Consider the following 18,457-nt stretch of genomic DNA (forward strand, 5'->3'; position numbering starts at 1 on the left):
GAAGGAGACGCCCCCATGGCGCGCAAACTGGTGCTGCTCACCTACAACATCCGGCCCGGCTCCGACCTGGCCGAATACGCCGACTTCACCCGCTCCGTCGACTACCCGGCGTTCCGCCAGAACCCCGGCATCCAGGACTACGCCAACTTCGTGGTCAGGGAGAACGTCCGCGGCGAGGAGTGGTTCCGCCACTTCGACCTGATGTTCGTCGACGACCTCGACGCCTTCCACGCGGACGGCAGACTCCACTTCGGCGACCCGGTCATCCTCGACCACGCCGCCCGCTGGCGGGCCAGGTGGGGCGCCGACGAGTCCACCGGCTGGCGCACGAACGTCAACATCACCTACGCGGACGAAATCGGGGGGTGAACGCCTCCCCGGCGTCACGCCGTGCGGTCGCGCTGGCCGTGCTGCTCGGCATGACCTACATGTATCCCGCCTACCTGGTGGGCACCCTGGGCGTGGCGATCCGGGAGGACATCGGGCTGGACAGCGCCGGGCTCGGGCTGACCGTCAGCCTCTTCTACGCCGTCGGCGCGGTCGCCATGTCGCCGGGCGGCCGGATCGCCGACCGGATGGGCGCGCGCCGGGCGCTGCGGCTGTCGGCGGTGCTGACCGGCGCGTGCCTGGCCGGGGTGGCCCTGTTCGGCGGGACGTGGCCGGGGCTGCTGGCCGCGCTGGCCGTGGGCGGGATCGGCTCGGCGGTCGGCGCGCCGATCGGCACCGTGCTGATCGTCGCCCACGTGCGGGCGGCGCGGCGGCCGATGGCGTTCGGCCTCGAACGCTCCTCGATCCCGGCCTCCACGCTGGTCGCCGGGCTGGCCCTGCCGCTGCTGGCCGCCGTCATGCACTGGCGGCTGGTGTTCCTCGTGGGCGGGGTGGCGGTCGCGGCCCTGCTGCTGTCGCGGGTGCCCGACGTGGCGGCGGGTCCCGAGACGGCCCCGGCCGGGCGGCGGGACCGGTTGCGGCTGACCCCGCTGGTCCCGCTGCTGCTGGTGACCGGCGCGTTCCTCCTCGGCTCGGCCGCCGCGACCGCCATGAGCAGCTTCTTCGTGGAGTACGGCGTCACGCTCGGCCTCTCGCCGTCGGTCGCCGGTCTCGCGCTGGCACTCACCAGCGCGGTCGTGATCGCCGTGCGGCTCGCCCTGGGCCGGAGCCGGTACGGCCGCCTCACCGTGGCCGTGATGATGGCCCTCGGGTCGGCCGGGTTCCTGCTGTTCGTGCCGGGGGAGCGGGCGCTGTTCCTGCTCGGCGCCCTGGTCGCCTGCGGCGCGGGCTGGGGCTGGACCGGTCTGGTCGCGCTCACCGTCGCCGAGACCTACGCCGCCATGCCGGGCGCGGCGACCGGCGTGTTGCAGTCGGGCGGCGCGGCCGGGGGCATCCTCGGGCCGCTGGCCGTGGGTGCGGCGGCCCAATACCACTCCTACGCCGCCGGATGGTTGCTGGCCGCGGCGTTCTGCGGGCTGGCCGCCCTGCTCGTCCTCGCCAACCGGGCCGTTTGGAAGGTCGCCGGATGAACTTCACCACTCTCGACCGGCCGCCGGGGTCGTGCGACGTGCTCGTCGTCGGCAGCGGCGCGGCCGGGCTGACCGCCGCCTGCCGGGCCGCCGACGCGGGACACCACGTCGTGGTCGCCGAACGGGCCGGCGTGCTCGGCGGCACCACCGCCGTGTCGGGCGGCGTCCTGTGGGCGCCCGGCAACCACCTGGCCGACGCCGACGGCGCGGCGGAGGCCGTGCGCCATCTCGTCGCGGTCACCCGGGCGAGCGTGCCGCGCCCCCGGCTGGCCGCGTTCGTCGGGGCGATCGCCGCGGCCGTGCGCTACCTCTGCGACCAGACCCGGGCCGACCTGTTCGTGCTCGACCGCCCCGACTACCGGGCCGGGTTGCCGGGCGCGGCGGGCCGGGGCCGGGCGCTGGACAACCGGCCGTTCGACGTGCGCGCCCACCCCGGGCTGGAACCGCTGCTCCGGCCGCCCACCTATCTGCCCTGGGTCACGATGGCCGAACGGGAGCAGGACCCCGGCGCCGACCTGCCCGCCATCGACGCCGACCGGCGCCGCCGGGGCGTGCGGACCATGGGCGGCGCGCTGGCCGGGTCGCTGGCCGTCTCGGCGCACGTCCGGGGCGTGGAGTTCCTGCTCGGCGCCCGCGCGGTGACCCTGGAGCGCGCCGGGCCCGGCTGGGAGGTCGCCTTCGAGGGGCTGGGCCGCCTCAGGGCCGGCGCGGTCGTGCTGGCCGGGGGCGGGTTCGAGGGCGATCCCGCGCTCCAGCGGGCGTTCCTGCCCGCGCCGCTGCTGCCGATCGGCGCGCCGGGCAACGAGGGCGACGGCCTGTTCATGGCGCTGCGCGCCGGGGCGGCGGTGGCCGACATGACCGCCTCGTGGGGGGTGCCGGTCTTCCGCGACCCGTCGGCCCGCTACGACGGACGGCCCACCGGCCGCCTCGCGGGCGCGGAGCTGACCCGGCCCGGCTCGATCGTCGTCGACGCCAGGGGCCGCCGCTTCGCCGACGAGGGGCACGACTACCACGAGCTGACGAAGACGCTCACCGGCCGCGCGGCCTGGTTCGTGTACGACGCCGCGCACCGCGCCCGGTTCCCGGTCGCGGGCGTCCCACCGGGGAGCACACCTTCCTGGGCGGTCACCCGCCCGACCCTGCGCGCGCTGGCGGAGGCGTGCGGCGTCGACGCCGACGCGCTGGCCGAGACGGTCGCGGAGTTCAACGCCGACGCCGGGCGCGGGGTCGACCGGCGCTTCGGGCGCGCCCCCTCCGGCCTGGGCCCGCTGACCGAGGGGCCGTTCACGGCGCTGCCGGTGGTGCCCGGCACGCTCGGCACCTCCGGCGGCGTCGTCACCGACGACGAGGGCCGCGTCCTGACCCGAGGCGGCGAGCCCGTCGAGGGCCTGTTCGCCGCCGGGAACGTCAGCGCGAGCGTCTTCGGCGACCACTACCCGGGCGGCGGCGCGTCGCTGGCCGCCGCCGTGGCCAGGGCCTATGCGATCGGGACCGCGCTCGGGGGAGGGGGGCGGCGTTGACCGTGCAATCTGCCCTGACGTACTCTCTGAGCGGACCGGCGTTCGCTATAGCGGAACAAGGAGTGACGGTGGAAGATGGGCCTCTGACGGGTCTCCGGGTAATCGACGTGTCGACCATCCTCGCCGGACCACTGTGCTGCCAGATCCTCGGAGACCAAGGTGCCGAGGTCGTAAAGGTCGAGCACCCGACCGCCGGCGACGGAATGCGCGGCCACGGACCCTCCAAGGACGGCGTGCCGCTGTGGTGGAAGGAGATCGGGCGTAACAAGCGCACGATCGGCCTGAGTCTCTCCGTTCCGGAGGGCGCACGACTGTTCCTGAAAATGGCCGAGACGGCAGACGTCGTCGTGGAGAACTTCCGCCCCGGCACGCTCGAACGCTGGGGCGTCGGCCCCGAGCGGCTCCACGAGGTCAACCCCGACCTGGTGATCGTCCGGATCACCGGCTTCGGCCAGGAGGGCCCCTACTCGGCCCGGCCCGGCTTCGGCACCCTCGCCGAGGCGATGAGCGGCTTCGCCCACCTCACCGGCGAGGCCGACGGCCCGCCGACCCTCCCGGCGTTCGGCCTGGCCGACAGCATCTGCGGCATCGCGGCCAGCTCGGCGGTCATGATGGCGCTGTGGGCCCGTGAGCGGACCGGCCGGGGCCAGGTCGTCGACATGAACCTGCTCGAACCGATCATGACCGCCGTCGGCCCGCACGCCACCGTCTACGACCAGCTCGGCGTCGTCGGCCGGCGCCAGGGCAACCGGTCGGGCAACAACTCCCCGCGCAACACCTACCGCTGCAAGGACGGCCGCTGGGTCGCCGTCTCCACCAGCGCCCAGACCATCGCCGAGCGGGTGATGACGCTGGTCGGCCACCCCGAGGTGCTCGACGAGCCGTGGTTCGCGTCCGGCCGCGAGCGCGCCGCGCACGCCGACCTGCTCGACGGCCACGTCGGCGCCTGGATCGCCGAACGCACCCGTGACGAGGTCATCGCCGGGTTCGAGCGCGTCGGCGCGGCCGTCGCGCCCGTCTACGACGCCCGCGACCTCACCGAGGACCCCCACGTGACCGCCACCGGCATGCTCACCCGGGTGCCCGACGACGACCTGGGCTCGGTGCTGATGCACAACGTGATGTGGCGGATGCCCGGCGCCCCCGGCCGCATCCGCTTCACCGGTCGGCCCCACGGCGCCGACACCGACACGATCCTGCGCGAACTCGGGCTCGACGCCGCCGAGGCGGCCGGGCTGCGCGAGCGCGGAGTGATCGCATGACCATCCGAAACGGAGGGCGAGGCGACGTGAGCGCCGACCCGCTGCTGCAGGCCGTCCGAGACGGCGTGCGCATCCACGACCTGGGCCGTCAGCTGACCATCGGCATGCCGCAGTCCCCCAACCACCCGCCCTTCTGGCACGCGCTGCCGCGCCGCCACGGTGACATGGTCCGCGCCGACGGCGGTTCGGCGGCCAACGACATCATCACCATGGGCACCCACGTGGGCACCCACATCGACGCCTTCGCCCACGTCTCCCAGGACGGCCGCCTCGTCGACGGCTCCGACGCCCTCGCGGCCGGATCGGGCGGCCGGTTCGCCGAACTCGGCGCCCACACGATCGCCCCGATGGTGCGGCGCGGCGTGCTCCTCGACGTGCCCGCCGCCCTCGGCAGCCCCGAAGGTTGCCCGGCCGGATACGAGATCACCTCCGGAGACCTGGAGACGACCGCCGCCAAGCAGGGCACCCCGATCACGCCCGGCGACGTGGTTCTGGTGCGCAGCGGCTGGGGCCGCCACTTCGGCCACCCCGACCGGGACGTCTACATCGGCCGCGACTCGGGCGTTCCCGGGGTCGGCGAGGCGGGCGCGACCTGGCTGGCCGCGCAGGGCGCCCACGCCGCCGGCGCCGACACGATCGCCTTCGAGTGCCTCAGGCCGGGCAGCGGCCACAGCGTGCTCCCGGCCCATCGGGTGCTGCTGGTCGAACGGGGCGTCTACATCATCGAGACCCTCGACCTGGAGGGCCTGTCGGCCGCCCAGGTGTACGAGTTCACCTTCGTGCTCGCCCCGCTGGCCATCTTCGGGGCCACCGGCTCGCCGGTCCGCCCGCTGGCGGTGGTCGGCCGTGGCTGAGCCCGTCCTCGCGGCCGAACTGGCCCGCTTCGCCGCCGCCACGCTGACCGAGCCCCTGCCGGCCGAGGTGACCGCGAGCGTGCGGCAGCGGGTGCTCGACGTACTGGGCCTGTGCGTGGCCGCCTACCGGCTGCCGACCAGCCTCGCCGCCACCGCCTACGCCGCCGACCAGGGCGGCCGTCCCGAGGCCTACGCCGTCGGGGTCGCGACTGCGCTGCCCGCGGCGCAGGCGGCGTTCGCCAACGGGGTGCTGGCGCACTCGCTCGACTACGACGACACCCACCTGCCGTCGGTGCTCCACCCGAGCGCCGCGGTGATCCCGGCCGCGCTGGCCGCCGCGCAGGCGTCCGGGGCGTCGGGCGCGCACACCGTCGCGGCCGTCGCGGCCGGGCTGGAGATCGCCGTCCGCCTCGGCATGGCCGGATACGACACCGAACTCGGCAACTCCGTCTTCTTCGAGCACGGCCAGCACGCCACCTCTATCTGCGGCACCATGGGCGGCGCGGCGGCGGCGGCCCTGCTCATGGGCCTGGGTGAAGACGGGGTGCGCAACGCGCTGGGCGTCGCCGCCTCCTTCGCTTCGGGCATCATCGAGGCCAACCGCACCGGCGGCACCGTCAAACGGCTCCACTGCGGGTGGGCCGCCCACTCCGCCGTCACGGCGGCGGCGCTGGTCGCCCGCGGGTTCACCGGCCCGCCGACCGTGCTGGAGGGCAGGTTCGGCTTCTTCGAGGCGTTCATCCGCGACGAGAAGACCGACCTGTCGCAGGTGCTCGACGGTCTGGGCGAGACCTGGTCGGTGCCGGGCATCTTCTTCAAGCCCTATCCGGCCAACCACTTCACCCACACCGCCATCGACGCCGGGCTGGCGCTGCGCGCCCGAGGACTGCCGCTCGACCGGATCGAGCACGTCGAACTGCGGGTGCCCCGGGCGGTGATCCGCACGATCGGCCAGCCGATCAGCGCCAAACGCGCCCCGGACACCGGCTACCAGGCCCAGTTCAGCGGCCCCTACGCCGTGGTCGCCGGGCTCGTCGGCGGCTCCGGCCTGGGCGTCGGCCTCGACGACTTCTCCGACGACCTGGCCCGCGACCCCGAGCGGCGGGCCCTGATGGCGAAGGTCGACGTCGTGCCCGACGACCGCTGTGACGCGATCTACCCCCACCAGTTCCCGGCCGTGGTCCGGGTGCGCACCGACGACGGCCGCGAGTGGACCGAGGAGGTGCTGGCCAACCGGGGCGGCCCGGCCCGGCCGCTCTCCGACGACGAGTTGTCGCGCAAGTTCCGCGAGAACGTGGCCGGCCGCCTTCCTGACGAGGCCGCGCGGACCGTCCGCGACCTGGTGCTCACGCTCGACCGGCTGCCCGGCGTCGCCGACGTGCTGCGCCCGCTCACCCATCTCGAAGGAGTCTCCCGTGACCTCGTTTGATCTGATCGTCAGGAACGTCCGGGTCGTCCACCACGACCAGGCGGAGCCGGTGGCCGCCGACATCGCGGTGCGCGACGGGCGGATCGCCCTCGTCGCGTCCGACATCGACCCCGCCGAGGGCCGGACCGTCGTCGACGGCGGCGGCCGCCTCGCCTTCCCCGGCGTCGTGGACGCCCACCAGCACTGGGGCATCTACAACCCGCTGTCGGTGGACACCGAGACCGAGAGCCGCGCCTGCGCGCAGGGCGGCGTGACCTCCGCCCTGACGTACATGCGGACCGGGCAGTACTACCTCAACAAGGGCGGCGAGTACGCCGAGGTCTTCCCCGAGGTGCTCGCCCTCTCGGACGGCCGGGCCTACGTCGACTACGCCTTCCACCTGGCCCCGATGATGCGCCGCCACATCGAGGAGATCCCGTCGCTGGTCGGCGACCACGGCGTCACCTCGTTCAAGGTGTTCATGTTCTACGGCAGCCACGGCCTCCACGGCCGTTCGGCCGACCAGAACTCCTTCCTGATGATCCCCGAGGACGAGCGCTACGACGTCGCCCACTTCGAGTTCGTCATGCGCGGCATCCAGGCGGCCCGGGAGCGGTTCCCCGACCTCGCCGACGAGATCTCGCTCTCGCTCCACTGTGAGACCGCCGAGATCATGACCGCGTACACGAAGATGGTCGAGGAGGAGGGCACGCTGACCGGGCTGGCCGCCTACAGCGCCTCCCGGCCGCCCCACTCCGAGGGCCTGGCCGTCACCATCGCCTCCTACCTGGCCCACGAGACCGGCCTGCCGACGATCAACCTGCTGCACCTGTCGTCGGCCAAGGCGATGGAGGCCGCGCTGCGCATGGCCGCCGCCTTCCCGCACATCGACTTCCGGCGCGAGGTCACCATCGGCCACCTGCTGGCCGACATCACGACCGCGAGCGGCATCGGCGGCAAGGTCAACCCGCCGCTGCGCCCCCGCGAGGACGTCGAGGCGCTGTGGGGCCACGTGCTCGACGGCAAGGTCGACTGGGTCGTCAGCGACCACGCCTGCTGCCGCGACGAGCAGAAGTTCGGCGACCCCCGTGAGGACGTCTTCGTGGCCAAGTCGGGCTTCGGCGGAGCCGAGTACCTGCTGCCCGGCCTGATCACCGAGGGTTCCAAGCGCGGCCTCGGCTACGGCGAGATCGCCCGTCTGCTGTCCTGGAACCCGGCCCGCCGCTTCGGCCTGCGCACCAAGGGCGCCATCGCCGAGGGGCTCGACGCCGACTTCTGCCTCGTCGACCCCGACACCACCTGGACGGTGCGCGCGGCCGACTCGGAGTCGACGCAGGAGTACACCCCGTTCGAGGGCTTCGAGCTGACCGCCCGGATCACCGACACGTTCCTGCGCGGCCACCAGGTGCTCGCCGACGGCAAGGTCACCGGCTCCCCGCAGGGCCGCTACCTCGCCCGGCCGACCGGCGCATGAGCCCCCGCAGCTACCTCTACGTCCCGGCCGACCAGGACGACAAGGTCGCCAAGGCCCCGGGGAGCGGCGCGGACGCGCTGATCCTCGACCTGGAGGACTCCGTCCCCCCGGACCGCAAGGCCGCCGCGCGTGAGAACGCGGCGGCCGCGATCCCGGCGCTGTCCGGCCCGGCGGGCGTCGAGGTCTGGGCGCGGATCAACGCGGACACCCCCGAAGCCGACGTGGCGGCGGTCGCGGTGCCCGGCCTGGCCGGCATCGTGGTGCCGAAGGCCGAACCGCCGCTCCTGGCCCTGGCCGACCTCCTCCTGACCAGGGCCGAGGAGGCTCATGGGCTGCGGTCGGGCACGTTCGCCGTGCTCGCGCTCATCGAGTCGGCCGTCGGGGTCGCCCAGGCCGAACGCGTCGCCGCCGCGCCCAGGGTGACCCGGCTCGGCGTCGGCGAGGCCGATCTGGCGGGTGAACTGGGACTGCGCCCCGGCCCCGCCCGTGAGGAGTTGTGGCCCATCCGGTCGCGGATCGTGGTCGCCTCGGCGGTGGCCGGGATCCTGCCGCCGGTCGGCCCGGTCGAGACGGCCGTGCGCGACCTGGAGCTGCTGGAGTCGGGCACCCGGACCCTGCTCCGGCAGGGCTTCCGGGCCCGCACCGCCCTGTCGCCCCGCCAGAGTCCCGTCATCAACGAGGTGTTCACCCCGTCGGCAGAGGAGACCGAGGAGGCGGGCGACCTGGTCCGCCGCCTGGCCGAAGGCGTCACGCTCGACGCGCGGGGCCGGTTCATCGACCCGGCGGTCGTGCGGAGCGCCCACGAGGTGCTCGCCCGCGCCGCTAACGCCGCTCCCCGCCCGTGAGATGAAGCCGGACGGCCTCCATGACCGCCTGGGGTGAGGCCGAACTCGGGAACGCGGCGACGACGATCTGATCCTTCGGCTGCTCCGCGTACTGGAAGGTGGCGATCACGTAGCGGAGCGCGTGGTCGAGCGGCCCGAAGGGGTCGTGGGCGCCTCCCGCGCGCAGCCACCCGCGCAGCACCTGGTTGTGCGCCGCGACGACCGAGGCGGACATGAGCTCGGCGCGCAGGTCGGCGTCGGGCGTTCCGGCCATCCAGGTGCCGATGAACTCGCGGAACAGCCGCTGGTAGCGGGCGACGCTGGCGATCTCCCGGGCGCGCAGCGCCGGGACCCGCCCGACCAGGCGATAACGCCGCAGCGACACGTCGGCGTCCTCCACGTAGTGGGTGAGCACGATGCGGACCGCATCGGTCACCGCGGCGATCGCGGTGCCCGCGGTGGAGGCGCGCAGGCGCGCGTCCACCGCGGCGAGCAGGGTGTCGTGGTCGGGGAAGACCGCGTCGTCCTTGGACCGGTAGTAGCGGAAGAACGTGCTGCGGCTCACGCCCGCGCGGGCCGCGATGTCGTCGACGGTGGTCTCGTCGTAGCCGTTCTCGTCGAACAGCGCCACCGCCGCTTCGGCGAGGCGGTGACTGATGGAGGGCGTGGCCATTCGGTCATTCTCCCGGACCCGCGTTGTGCGCAAAAAAAGGACTGAGTATCGTTCTGATGAAACTCGGTATCATCTTAGGTTGGTGATCAATGGAGCCGCGCGGTACCGCGGGCCACCTCACCCGTTTCGAGGAGCGCATGGACGAGGCCGTCCTCGCCGCCGAGAAGCGGGCCTCCGCCAAACAGCACGCCAAGGGGAAGCTCACCGCCCGCGAGCGCATTGAGCGGCTGCTCGACCCCGGGTCGTTCACCGAACTCGACGCCCTGGCCACGGGCAGGGGAGAACACCGGATCCCCGGCGACGGCGTGGTCACCGGCCACGGCACCGTCGACGGCCGCCCGGTGTGCGTCTTCTCCCAGGACTTCTCCGTGCTCGGCGGCAGCCTCGGCCAGGTCTACGGCGAGAAGATCTGCAAGGTCATGGACCTGGCCGTGAAGATCGGCGCCCCTCTCGTCGGCATCAACGAGGGCGCGGGCGCGCGCATCCAGGAGGGCGTGGTCTCGCTGGGCCTGTACGGGGAGATCTTCCGCCGCAACGTGCGCGCCTCGGGCGTGGTCCCGCAGATCTCGCTGATCATGGGCGCGTGCGCGGGCGGTCACGTCTATTCCCCGGCCCTGACCGACTTCACCGTCATGGTCGACGAGGCGTCCCACATGTTCATCACCGGCCCCGACGTCATCAAGACGGTCACCGGCGAGGACGTCACGTTCGAGGAGCTCGGCGGCGCGCGGGTGCACAACACCCGCAGCGGCAACGCCCACCACCTGGCGGCCGACGAGGACGACGCGCTCGACTACGTGCGCGCGCTGCTGTCGTACCTGCCCTCCAACAACCTCGACGACCCGCCCGTGTTCGACACGGAGACGCGCACCGACGACGACCCCGCGCTCGACGCGCTGATCCCCGACTCTCCCAACCAGCCCTACGACATGCGGGAGGTCATCGCCGCGCTGCTCGACGACGGCGAGTTCCTGGAGGTGCAGGCGCTGTTCGCGCCCAACATCGTCGTCGGCTTCGGACGTGTGGAGGGCCGGTCGGTCGGCGTCGTGGCCAACCAGCCGATGTCGCTGGCCGGCACGCTCGACATCGACGCCTCGGAGAAGGCCGCCCGCTTCGTGCGCACCTGCGACGCCTTCGGCGTCCCCGTGCTGACCCTGGTGGACGTGCCCGGCTTCCTGCCCGGCACCGACCAGGAGTGGAACGGCATCATCCGGCGCGGCGCCAAGCTCCTGTACGCCTACGCCGAGGCCACCGTCCCCCTGGTCACCGTGATCACCCGCAAGGCCTACGGCGGCGCCTACGACGTCATGGGCTCCAAGCACCTCGGCGCCGACATCAACCTGGCCTGGCCCACCGCGCAGATCGCGGTCATGGGCGCCCAGGGCGCGGTCAACATCCTGCACCGCCGGACGCTGGCCGCCGCCGACGACCCCGGCACCCTGCGGGCCGAGCTGGTGCGCGAGTACGAGGACACCCTCGCCACGCCCTACCTGGCCGCCGAACGCGGCTACGTCGACGCGGTCATCGCGCCACGCCAGACCCGGCGCGAGGTGGTCCGGGCGCTGCGCGTGCTGCGCGGCAAACGGGAGACCCCGCCGCCCAGGAAGCACGGGAACATCCCGCTGTGAACGGCCTGCGCGTGACGAAGGGCGACCCCACGCCCGAAGAACTGGCCGCGCTGACGGTCGCGCTGCTCGCGACGTCCACGCCCACCCCCACCCCACCGCCCGCCCGGTCCGCCTGGCGCGAGGCCGCGCGCCGATCCGCCCTGCGGGGAACCCTTGGAGGACGTCTGTGAGCACCCCCATCCGCACGGTGCTGGTCGCCAACCGCGGCGAGATCGCCGTGCGCGTGATCCGAGCCTGCAAGGACGCCGGCCTCGCCAGCGTCGCGGTGTACGCCGACCCCGACCGCGACGCCCTGCACACCCGCACCGCCGACGAGGCCTACGCCATCGACGGTTACCTGTCGATCGCGACGATCATCGAAGTCGCCGCGCGGTCGGGCGCCGACGCCGTCCACCCCGGTTACGGCTTCCTCGCCGAGAACGCCGCCTTCGCCCAGGCCGTCATCGACGCGGGCCTGACCTGGATCGGCCCGCCGCCCGCCGCGATCACCGCGCTCGGCGACAAGGTCCAGGCCCGGCACATCGCCCAGAAGGTCGGCGCACCGCTGGTCGCCGGCACCTCCGACCCCGTCTCGGGCGTCGCCGAGGTGACCGCCTTCGCGGCCGAGCACGGCCTGCCGATCGCCATCAAGGCCGCCTACGGCGGCGGCGGTCGCGGCCTGAAGGTGGCCCGCACGATGGAGGAGATCCCCGACCTGTACGAATCGGCGGTCCGCGAGGCGGTGACCGCGTTCGGCCGGGGCGAGTGCTTCGTCGAGCGTTACCTCGACAAGCCGCGCCACGTCGAGACGCAGTGCCTGGCCGACGCGCACGGCAACGTCGTCGTGGTCTCCACCCGCGACTGCTCGCTCCAGCGCCGCCACCAGAAGCTCGTCGAGGAGGCCCCCGCGCCCTTCCTCACCCCCGGCCAGGAACGACTGCTCCGCGACAGCTCCAAGGCGATCCTCCGCGAGGCGGGCTACGTCGGCGCGGGAACGTGCGAGTTCCTCGTCGGCCAGGACGGCACCGTCTCGTTCCTGGAGGTCAACACCCGCCTCCAGGTCGAGCACCCGGTCACCGAGGAGGTCACCGGCATCGACCTGGTCCGCGAGATGTTCCGCGTCGCGGCGGGGGAGGAGCTCGGCTACGACGACCCCGCCCCGCGCGGCCACTCGATCGAGTTCCGCGTCAACGCCGAGGACCCCGGACGCGGTTTCCTGCCCGCCCCCGGCACCATCGCCCACTGGCGCGCCCCCTCCGGCCCCGGCGTCCGGCTGGACTCCGGTTACGAACAGGGCGAGACCGTCCCGGGCTCCTACGACTCCCTCGTGGCCAAGCTGATCGTCACCGGCGCCACCCGCGTCCAGGCGCTCGAACGCGCCCGGCGTGCCCTGGCCGAGTTCGAGATCGGCGGCATGCCGACCGTGTTGCCCTTCCACCGCGCGGTGGTGACCGATCCCGCCTTCACCGCCGAGCCCTTCACCGTCCACACCCGCTGGATCGAGACCGAGTTCCGCAACACGATCCCCCCGCACGAGGGCCCGGCGGCCCCCGCCGCCGAGCCCGCCGAGCGGGAGCGGATCACCGTCGAGGTGGCGGGCAAGCGGCTGGAGGTCGTGCTCCCCGCCGGGTCGGCGAGACGACCGGCCACCCCGTCGCCGCCGCGCCGCCGCGGCGGGGGAGCCGCCAAGGCCGCGGCCGGCGGCGACTCCCTGGTCAGCCCCATGCAGGGCACCATCGTCAAGGTCATGGCCGCCGACGGGGACCAGGTGGCGGCGGGCGACCCGATCGTCGTCCTGGAGGCGATGAAGATGGAGCAGCCGCTCACCGCCCACAAGGCGGGCACCGTGTCCGGCCTGTCCTGCCAGGCGGGCGACACGGTCACCGCCGGGGCCGTCATCTGCGAGATCACCGCATGACCGCCGCCAGACGACCGACGACGGCATCACCCCGGCCTCGCTGTACGACCTCGCCGACCTGCCGATCCTCGCGCGCTACATCGTGGACCTCGGCGTCCCGCCCGGCACGGTCATCACCGACGCCGCCAGGCTGATCGGCGACGTTCGTCGGCGCCGAGATCTATTGTCCCGATCATGATTTCAGGCACCCCCACGACCCTCTGGGCGGAGATCACCGACCTGGTCGTCCGCAACCAGGTGACCACACTGGCCGATCGGCTGGTCTCGCTCGGCGAGGCGGAGCGCGGCGAGATCGCTGCACGGCTGCCCGGCCTGGTGAAGGAGATCCGCCGACGCGTCGCCGAGCGGGCCCGGACCGCCGGTTCCGGAGAGTCCGCGGCGGAACCGGCCTCGTGGGAGGTCGACGGCCTGCTCGACGATCGGGCCGGGGCGCTGGCGCTGGCCGGCGTCGGCTGCATCGGCGGCCCGGCGGCCACCGTGACGTGGTTGACCAGCCGTGACGTGAACCGCCGCTGGGCCGGCGACCTCGACGTCGCGGCGGTCGTGCGGGTGGCGGCCGCCCGGCCCGGGAAGTGGCGGCTCGACCTGGCCGACCGGCTGGCCCGGCGCGTCCGCCGTCCCACCGACCGCATCGCCCCGCTGGCCGTGGCATTGCTCCGCGACACGGGCGCGACTCCGCCCGACCACGACCCGCTGGTGGCCGCCTGGCTGACCGCGCCGAGCGTGGCCGGCGACCCGCTGACCCCGCTGCTGCTGCCGCGCGTCTTCGACGCCGACGGCGCGGGCCGGGCCCTCCGCGACGAACGGCTCGACCCGAAGCCGACCCGCTGGCTCGCCGCCGCCGCCCGCGACCTGCCGAGAGACCGGGCGCTCGACGGTTGCGTCAGCCGGTTCCTGCGCGGCGGCGACGTCCAGGACCTGCGGTTCTTCGTCCGGCTGCACACCCTGCTCGACCCCACGGCGGAGGAGTCGGCCGCCCGGTTGCGCGACTATCTGCGGCTGCTGCCGTCGGCCCCCGGCACGGTCGCCGAACTGGCCGCCGGGCAGGTGCGGCAGGCGATGCCGCTCGACCATGCCGACTTGGTGGAGGCGGTCGAGGCGCTGACCTTCCGGGCCGAGGCGAAGCTGGCCGCGACCGGCCTGCGCTGGCTCGACCAGTCGGTCAAGTCGGCCCCGGAGACCGCCGGTGACCTGCTGCCCGCACTGACGACCGCCTACGCGCACCGTTCGTTCGACGTGCGCAACCGCGCCGCCGAACTGACCCTGAAGCACGCCGGGGCGTTCGCCGCCCACAGCGGGGCGATCCTCGACGCGCTGCCCCACCTGGGCGCCGAACTGGGCGCGAAGCCGGCCGCGCGGTTCGGCGGGGAGACCCCGGCGGAGGATCCGGCGGATCGGAAGAAGTTCCCGCCGCTGCCCGTGGTGCCCGAGGTGGGACGTTTTCCCGAGCCGTCGCTGACTCCCGACGACGACGTGCGCTGGGTCGGCAGGGAGCGCTGGCTGGCGGCGTTCGTGGCGGGGATCGCCGACGACCGGGCGAAGGTACGGCGCGAGGTGAGGCCGTGGCTGGAGCAGGCGCCGTCCTGGTGGCGGTCCATCGAGACGCGCACCGACCTCGACGAGTGGCGGTTCGCGCTGGCCCACGAGCTGGTCGACCCGGGCCCGGGCGGCCTGCCCGACCTCCCGGCGCGCGAACCCCGGACCGTCTGGGTCCAGTGCACGTCCTCCCATGTGTTACGCCAGGTCACCCGGGGCGAGCCGGGGCCCGAGGAGACCATGCCCGTCGCGAAGCGCTCGGTCCAGCGGCCCGACTACGTCTACGCCGACGAGGTGACCCCCCGGACCGTCGTCATCACCTGGACCACCGACGAGGGCCCGGCCGAGGCCGTGGCCACCGAGAACGGGCGGCCACTGCCCGTCGTCGACGGCGAAGTCGTGGTGGGAACCGGGAGACACGTCCTGGACGACCTCGACCACATCGCCGCCAAGCTCCTGCGGTTCGGCGTGGACCCCGACCGGGCCGATGCCATGCGGCGGTCACAACCGGTGCCGCCGCCGGGCCCCGACGAGCCGTGCGTCGCCGTGACGATCTTCCACACGCTGGGCCACCGCCGGGTCCTGCAGCCCGAACCGCTGTCCCCGTTCGAAGACTGGCGCCGCCGCCACCGCATGCCCTACCCCGGGGCCGTGCCGCCGCCGCACGAATTCCTCATCCACCGCCATCTTGAGCTGCTGACCGCGCTCCGGGACGACGCGCTGCCCCCCGTCCTGCTGGCCACGCCCACCTGGCTCGACGGCCGTCTCGACCCCGACGTCCTCGTCACCCGGTTGGAGACCTGCGCCGCCGCCGGAGTGGAACCGCTCCCCGCCGACCTGGCCCAGGCCCTGATGCGGCTGCCCAGGGGCGGCTGCCCAGCCGCCGCCACCCGCGCCAAGGCGATCGATTCCGACGCCGCGCGCTCGGCCGCGCGATGGCTGGCCGAGGGCGGCCTCCCCGACCCGGATACCGGCTTCACCTGGGCCCACCGCCGCCGCGGGCGGTGGGTCGAGCTCGGCGACGACGAGCCGGCCGACTTCACCACGGCGCGCCTCGTTCCCGTGCTCAAAGCACGGCCGACCGGCCACCCGCTGATCGACGAGATGTTGCTGGGCCGGCCGCGTGACAGCGCCTCCGCCGTGGACTCGGCCGGGGCCTGGTCGGCGATGATGCCCGCCCACCGTGAGGTCGTGTCGGTCCACCTCCTGCCCCAAGTGCTGCGCGGCCGGTGGCAGCGCTGGACGCAGGTCGCCGAACTGCCGGGGCTGGTCATGGCCGACGGGCCGCTGGGCGAGGCCACCGCCGTGATCCTCGCCGTGCTGCTGGCGGACGGCGCCCAGGACGACGTGATCCCGATGGTGCTGCGGCTGGCCGCGAAGGGAGAGCTGCCCGCCGAGTCGGTCGGACGGCAGATGGCCCTGGCGATCCGCCGCACGTCCTGGCTGGAGATCCGCCCCGCGATAGCGGCGCTCACCGATCTGGCCGAGCAGGGCGGGCACCATGAGGTGTGGCGCATGCTGCGCGCCATGCTGCCCGAACTGCTGCCCCGCGAAGGGCGGCGGGTCACCGTCAGCCACGCCGACCTCGTCGCCTTCGCGGCCGACGTGGCCCGGTGGACTGGCGCGCGGGAGGAGATCCCGGTGATCGCCGAGTTCGCGAAGAGCCGCCGCAACACCCGCTTCATCCACGAATGCAGGCGCCTGCACGCCCAGCTCACCTGAGCCCCCAGGAAGGGCCTGGGCGTACACCTGGGGGTAACCCTGGTCAGGTCTCCTGATCGACGATGTGGCGCATGTAGAGGTCCGGCCGGGCGAGGAAGCGGCGCCAGTCGTCGACCAAGGGCAGCTTCGCCCACTCGCTGATCCGCGCCCCGTGGTCGCCGAGTTCGACGATCTCGGCGCCGGGCAGGCTGGTCAGGATCGGTGAGTGGGTGGCGCAGATGATCTGACCGCCCTCGCCCGCCACCCGGTGCATCAGCCCCGCCAGCCGCAGGCAGGAGCGGAACGAGAGGGCGGCCTCGGGTTCGTCCATCAGATAGAGCCCCGGGCCGTCGACCATGTGGTCGAGGACGGTGAAGAAGCCCTCGCCGTGGGACTGCGTGGTGAGGTCGTCCGCCCAGAAGCCCTTTCCCTCAAAGGTGACTACGCCGCGGGCGAGGTTGAAGAGCGTTTCGGCGCGGAAGAAGAACGCGCGCCGTTTCAGGCGGGGGCCGTGGAGGAGGCGTCCGCCGGTGACGGTGAGGTCGGCGTCGAGGACCTCGCCGAGAGGCGTGGCGGGGCCGGTGCTGGCGTATTTCGTGCCGGCCTTGCCGCCTTCGGAGTTGATCCCGCTCACGTCCGCGATCGCCTCCATGATCGTGGACTTGCCCGACCCGTTCTCGCCGACGAAGAACGTGACAGGGGCGGTCAGCGGCAGGCCTCGGTCGGCGAGGTGGCGCACCACGGGCAAGGTGGCGCACCAGGAGTCGGGAAGTCGCCGGGCGCTCAATCGGGTGATCAGCATGGAGTCTCTCGTTTGTCGGTGGCAAGATCTATTGTCCGGGCCATGACTTCTGCGACGCAGGCGTACACGTACGCCGCGCCCTCCTCTCTTGTCGACGGTCGCCTCGGATTCGCGACCTCCGGCGGCCGGGCTCTGACCGGCCCGGCCGTGGCGCCCCGGTTCTTCAGCGGCGTGGTGACCCAGGCGGCGCCCGCCGCGGCGGCGCTGCTCGGGGTGGCCGATGTGGCGCTGGCGCGCTACCACCAGCCGCAGGCGCGGAGCTGGGTGCGCGACCCGGTGGTGACGTGCAACGGAGACCGGTTGCGGTTCGAGTCGTTCTCGGCCTGCGGCGGCGTGTACGCCCGCCTCGACCTGCTGGGTGGCGCGCTCGACGGCGAGGTGTTCGACCGGGGGACCACCAACGTCGACGTGAACGCGCCGCTGCGCGAGGCGCTGGCGCGCGTCGGCGCGCGTGACCCGCTGCACCTGGGGGTCGGGCTCGACGAACTGGTCGTGACGACGATGGACGGCGCGGTGGTGGAGAAGAAGGTGCCGCTGCCCGAGCGCTGGTTGCGCGGGTTCGCCGAGGTGCAGGTCATCGCCTCGGGGATGGACCAGCGCGGCGAGCTGGCGGGCATGGCGGCGGTGCGGTTCCTGCGCGGGCTGCCGAAGAAGGGCACGTCGTGGGTGACACAGTCGGGGCGTGACCTGAAGGTCTCCGACCGTCAGGTCCCGGGCTCGGTGCGGCTCGCCGGTCCCAACCGGCTCGGCACGATCCTGCCGCTCCTGCGCTTCGCGAAGACCCTTCGTGTGTACGGTCCCGCCGACGCCGCCTCCAGCGCCTGGGAGCTGGAGCTGCCCGGAATGCGCTACACGCTCGTGCTGTCCCCGGAACACTGGCGCGGCTTCTCCGGTGAGGGCGCGGTCCTCGACGACCTGGCCACCGACGAGGCCGAGAACGACGCCGACGTGGTGGGCATGCTGCTCAACTTCGAGCCCGAGGTCGAGATCGGCCTGCTGGCCGACCGCGCGGGCATCCCCGCCGACCGGGTGCGGGCCGCGCTGACCCAGCTCGGCGTCGCCGGCCGGGTCGGCTACGACCTGGCCGAGGCCGCCCACTTCCACCGCGAACTGCCCTACGACAAGGACAACGTGCTCCTGCTCAACCCCCGGCTGGCCAAGGCGCGCAAGCTGGTCGAGGCGGGCGCAGTCCGGCTCGAAGGCGAGCTGGCCACCGTCACCACCTCGGGCGGGGCCCGGCGGGTCTCGCTGACCGACGGGTCGTGCACCTGCGAGTGGTGGTGGGACCATCGCGGCTCCCGGGGGCCGTGCAAACACGTGCTCGCCGCCCGCATCGTCGCCCGCGCCGCCGTGGAGGTCTC

15 protein-coding genes are annotated in these 18,457 nt (G+C 73.6%); 13 read left to right on the forward strand and 2 right to left on the reverse strand.

What is annotated here, in order from left to right:
- Window positions 1-15: 15 nt before the first annotated feature.
- The 8 genes from AW273_RS35265 (at window position 16) to AW273_RS35300 (ending at window position 8,880) form a co-directional block, all read left to right on the forward strand.
- Window positions 16-369 (forward strand): RedY/HapK family protein, encoded by a 354-nt coding sequence (locus AW273_RS35265; RefSeq protein WP_062358022.1) that lies wholly within the window; start codon window positions 16-18, stop codon window positions 367-369.
- Window positions 366-1,517, forward strand: coding sequence for an MFS transporter (locus tag AW273_RS35270; RefSeq protein WP_062358024.1), 1,152 nt, complete (start codon window positions 366-368; stop codon window positions 1,515-1,517). Before AW273_RS35265 ends, AW273_RS35270 begins: the two co-directional genes overlap by 4 nt.
- Complete coding sequence (locus AW273_RS35275) at window positions 1,514-3,037, forward strand: FAD-dependent oxidoreductase (protein ID WP_062358026.1); 1,524 nt, start codon at window positions 1,514-1,516, stop codon at window positions 3,035-3,037. Before AW273_RS35270 ends, AW273_RS35275 begins: the two co-directional genes overlap by 4 nt.
- A 68-nt stretch (window positions 3,038-3,105) precedes the next feature.
- On the forward strand, window positions 3,106-4,299 hold the full coding sequence (locus AW273_RS35280; RefSeq protein ID WP_062358048.1) for a CaiB/BaiF CoA transferase family protein: 1,194 nt from the start codon (window positions 3,106-3,108) through the stop codon (window positions 4,297-4,299).
- A complete protein-coding gene (locus AW273_RS35285; RefSeq protein WP_062358028.1) occupies window positions 4,296-5,153 on the forward strand; it encodes a cyclase family protein in 858 nt (285 codons plus the stop codon). Before AW273_RS35280 ends, AW273_RS35285 begins: the two co-directional genes overlap by 4 nt.
- Complete coding sequence (locus AW273_RS35290; protein WP_062358031.1) at window positions 5,146-6,582, forward strand: MmgE/PrpD family protein; 1,437 nt, start codon at window positions 5,146-5,148, stop codon at window positions 6,580-6,582. The genes AW273_RS35285 and AW273_RS35290 overlap by 8 nt, the downstream gene beginning before the upstream one ends.
- On the forward strand, window positions 6,569-8,035 hold the full coding sequence (locus AW273_RS35295) for a dihydroorotase (protein ID WP_062358033.1): 1,467 nt from the start codon (window positions 6,569-6,571) through the stop codon (window positions 8,033-8,035). The genes AW273_RS35290 and AW273_RS35295 overlap by 14 nt, the downstream gene beginning before the upstream one ends.
- Window positions 8,032-8,880, forward strand: a complete 849-nt coding sequence (locus AW273_RS35300) for an HpcH/HpaI aldolase/citrate lyase family protein (RefSeq protein ID WP_062358035.1) — start codon at window positions 8,032-8,034, stop codon at window positions 8,878-8,880. The genes AW273_RS35295 and AW273_RS35300 overlap by 4 nt, the downstream gene beginning before the upstream one ends.
- On the opposite strand, the gene AW273_RS35305 is transcribed toward AW273_RS35300, so the two are convergent.
- Entirely contained in the window at window positions 8,858-9,532 is a 675-nt protein-coding gene (locus AW273_RS35305; RefSeq protein ID WP_062358038.1) for a TetR family transcriptional regulator, read from the reverse strand. The two genes, AW273_RS35300 and AW273_RS35305, sit on opposite strands and share 23 nt — an antisense overlap.
- An 89-nt stretch (window positions 9,533-9,621) precedes the next feature.
- Between AW273_RS35305 and AW273_RS35310 the strand changes: the two genes are divergently transcribed.
- From AW273_RS35310 to AW273_RS35320, 4 genes are all read left to right on the forward strand, one after another.
- Window positions 9,622-11,160 carry an acyl-CoA carboxylase subunit beta gene (locus tag AW273_RS35310; RefSeq protein ID WP_062358040.1) on the forward strand — a complete coding sequence of 513 codons (1,539 nt, stop codon included), beginning with the start codon at window positions 9,622-9,624 and terminating at the stop codon, window positions 11,158-11,160.
- Window positions 11,157-11,330: an acyl-CoA carboxylase epsilon subunit gene (locus AW273_RS36820; RefSeq protein WP_083950301.1), complete on the forward strand. Its 174-nt coding sequence runs from the start codon at window positions 11,157-11,159 to the stop codon at window positions 11,328-11,330. Before AW273_RS35310 ends, AW273_RS36820 begins: the two co-directional genes overlap by 4 nt.
- An 8-nt stretch (window positions 11,331-11,338) precedes the next feature.
- Window positions 11,339-13,057, forward strand: coding sequence for an acetyl/propionyl/methylcrotonyl-CoA carboxylase subunit alpha (locus AW273_RS35315; RefSeq protein ID WP_062358050.1), 1,719 nt, complete (start codon window positions 11,339-11,341; stop codon window positions 13,055-13,057).
- Between the two features lie 174 nt (window positions 13,058-13,231).
- Window positions 13,232-16,315, forward strand: a complete 3,084-nt coding sequence (locus tag AW273_RS35320; RefSeq protein ID WP_062358042.1) for a hypothetical protein — start codon at window positions 13,232-13,234, stop codon at window positions 16,313-16,315.
- A gap of 43 nt (window positions 16,316-16,358) precedes the next feature.
- Here the strand turns inward: AW273_RS35320 and AW273_RS35325 are convergent, their stop codons facing one another.
- Window positions 16,359-17,096, reverse strand: coding sequence for an AAA family ATPase (locus tag AW273_RS35325; protein ID WP_062358044.1), 738 nt, complete (start codon window positions 17,094-17,096; stop codon window positions 16,359-16,361).
- 42 nt (window positions 17,097-17,138) lie between these two features.
- Here AW273_RS35325 and AW273_RS35330 point away from each other — a divergent pair.
- Window positions 17,139-18,457 (forward strand): SWIM zinc finger family protein (locus AW273_RS35330; protein ID WP_062358052.1); only part of this gene is annotated, 1,319 nt, incomplete at its 3' end.

Origin of the sequence: Herbidospora yilanensis, assembly GCF_001570565.1 — a bacterium.
Classification (GTDB): domain Bacteria; phylum Actinomycetota; class Actinomycetes; order Streptosporangiales; family Streptosporangiaceae; genus Herbidospora; species Herbidospora yilanensis.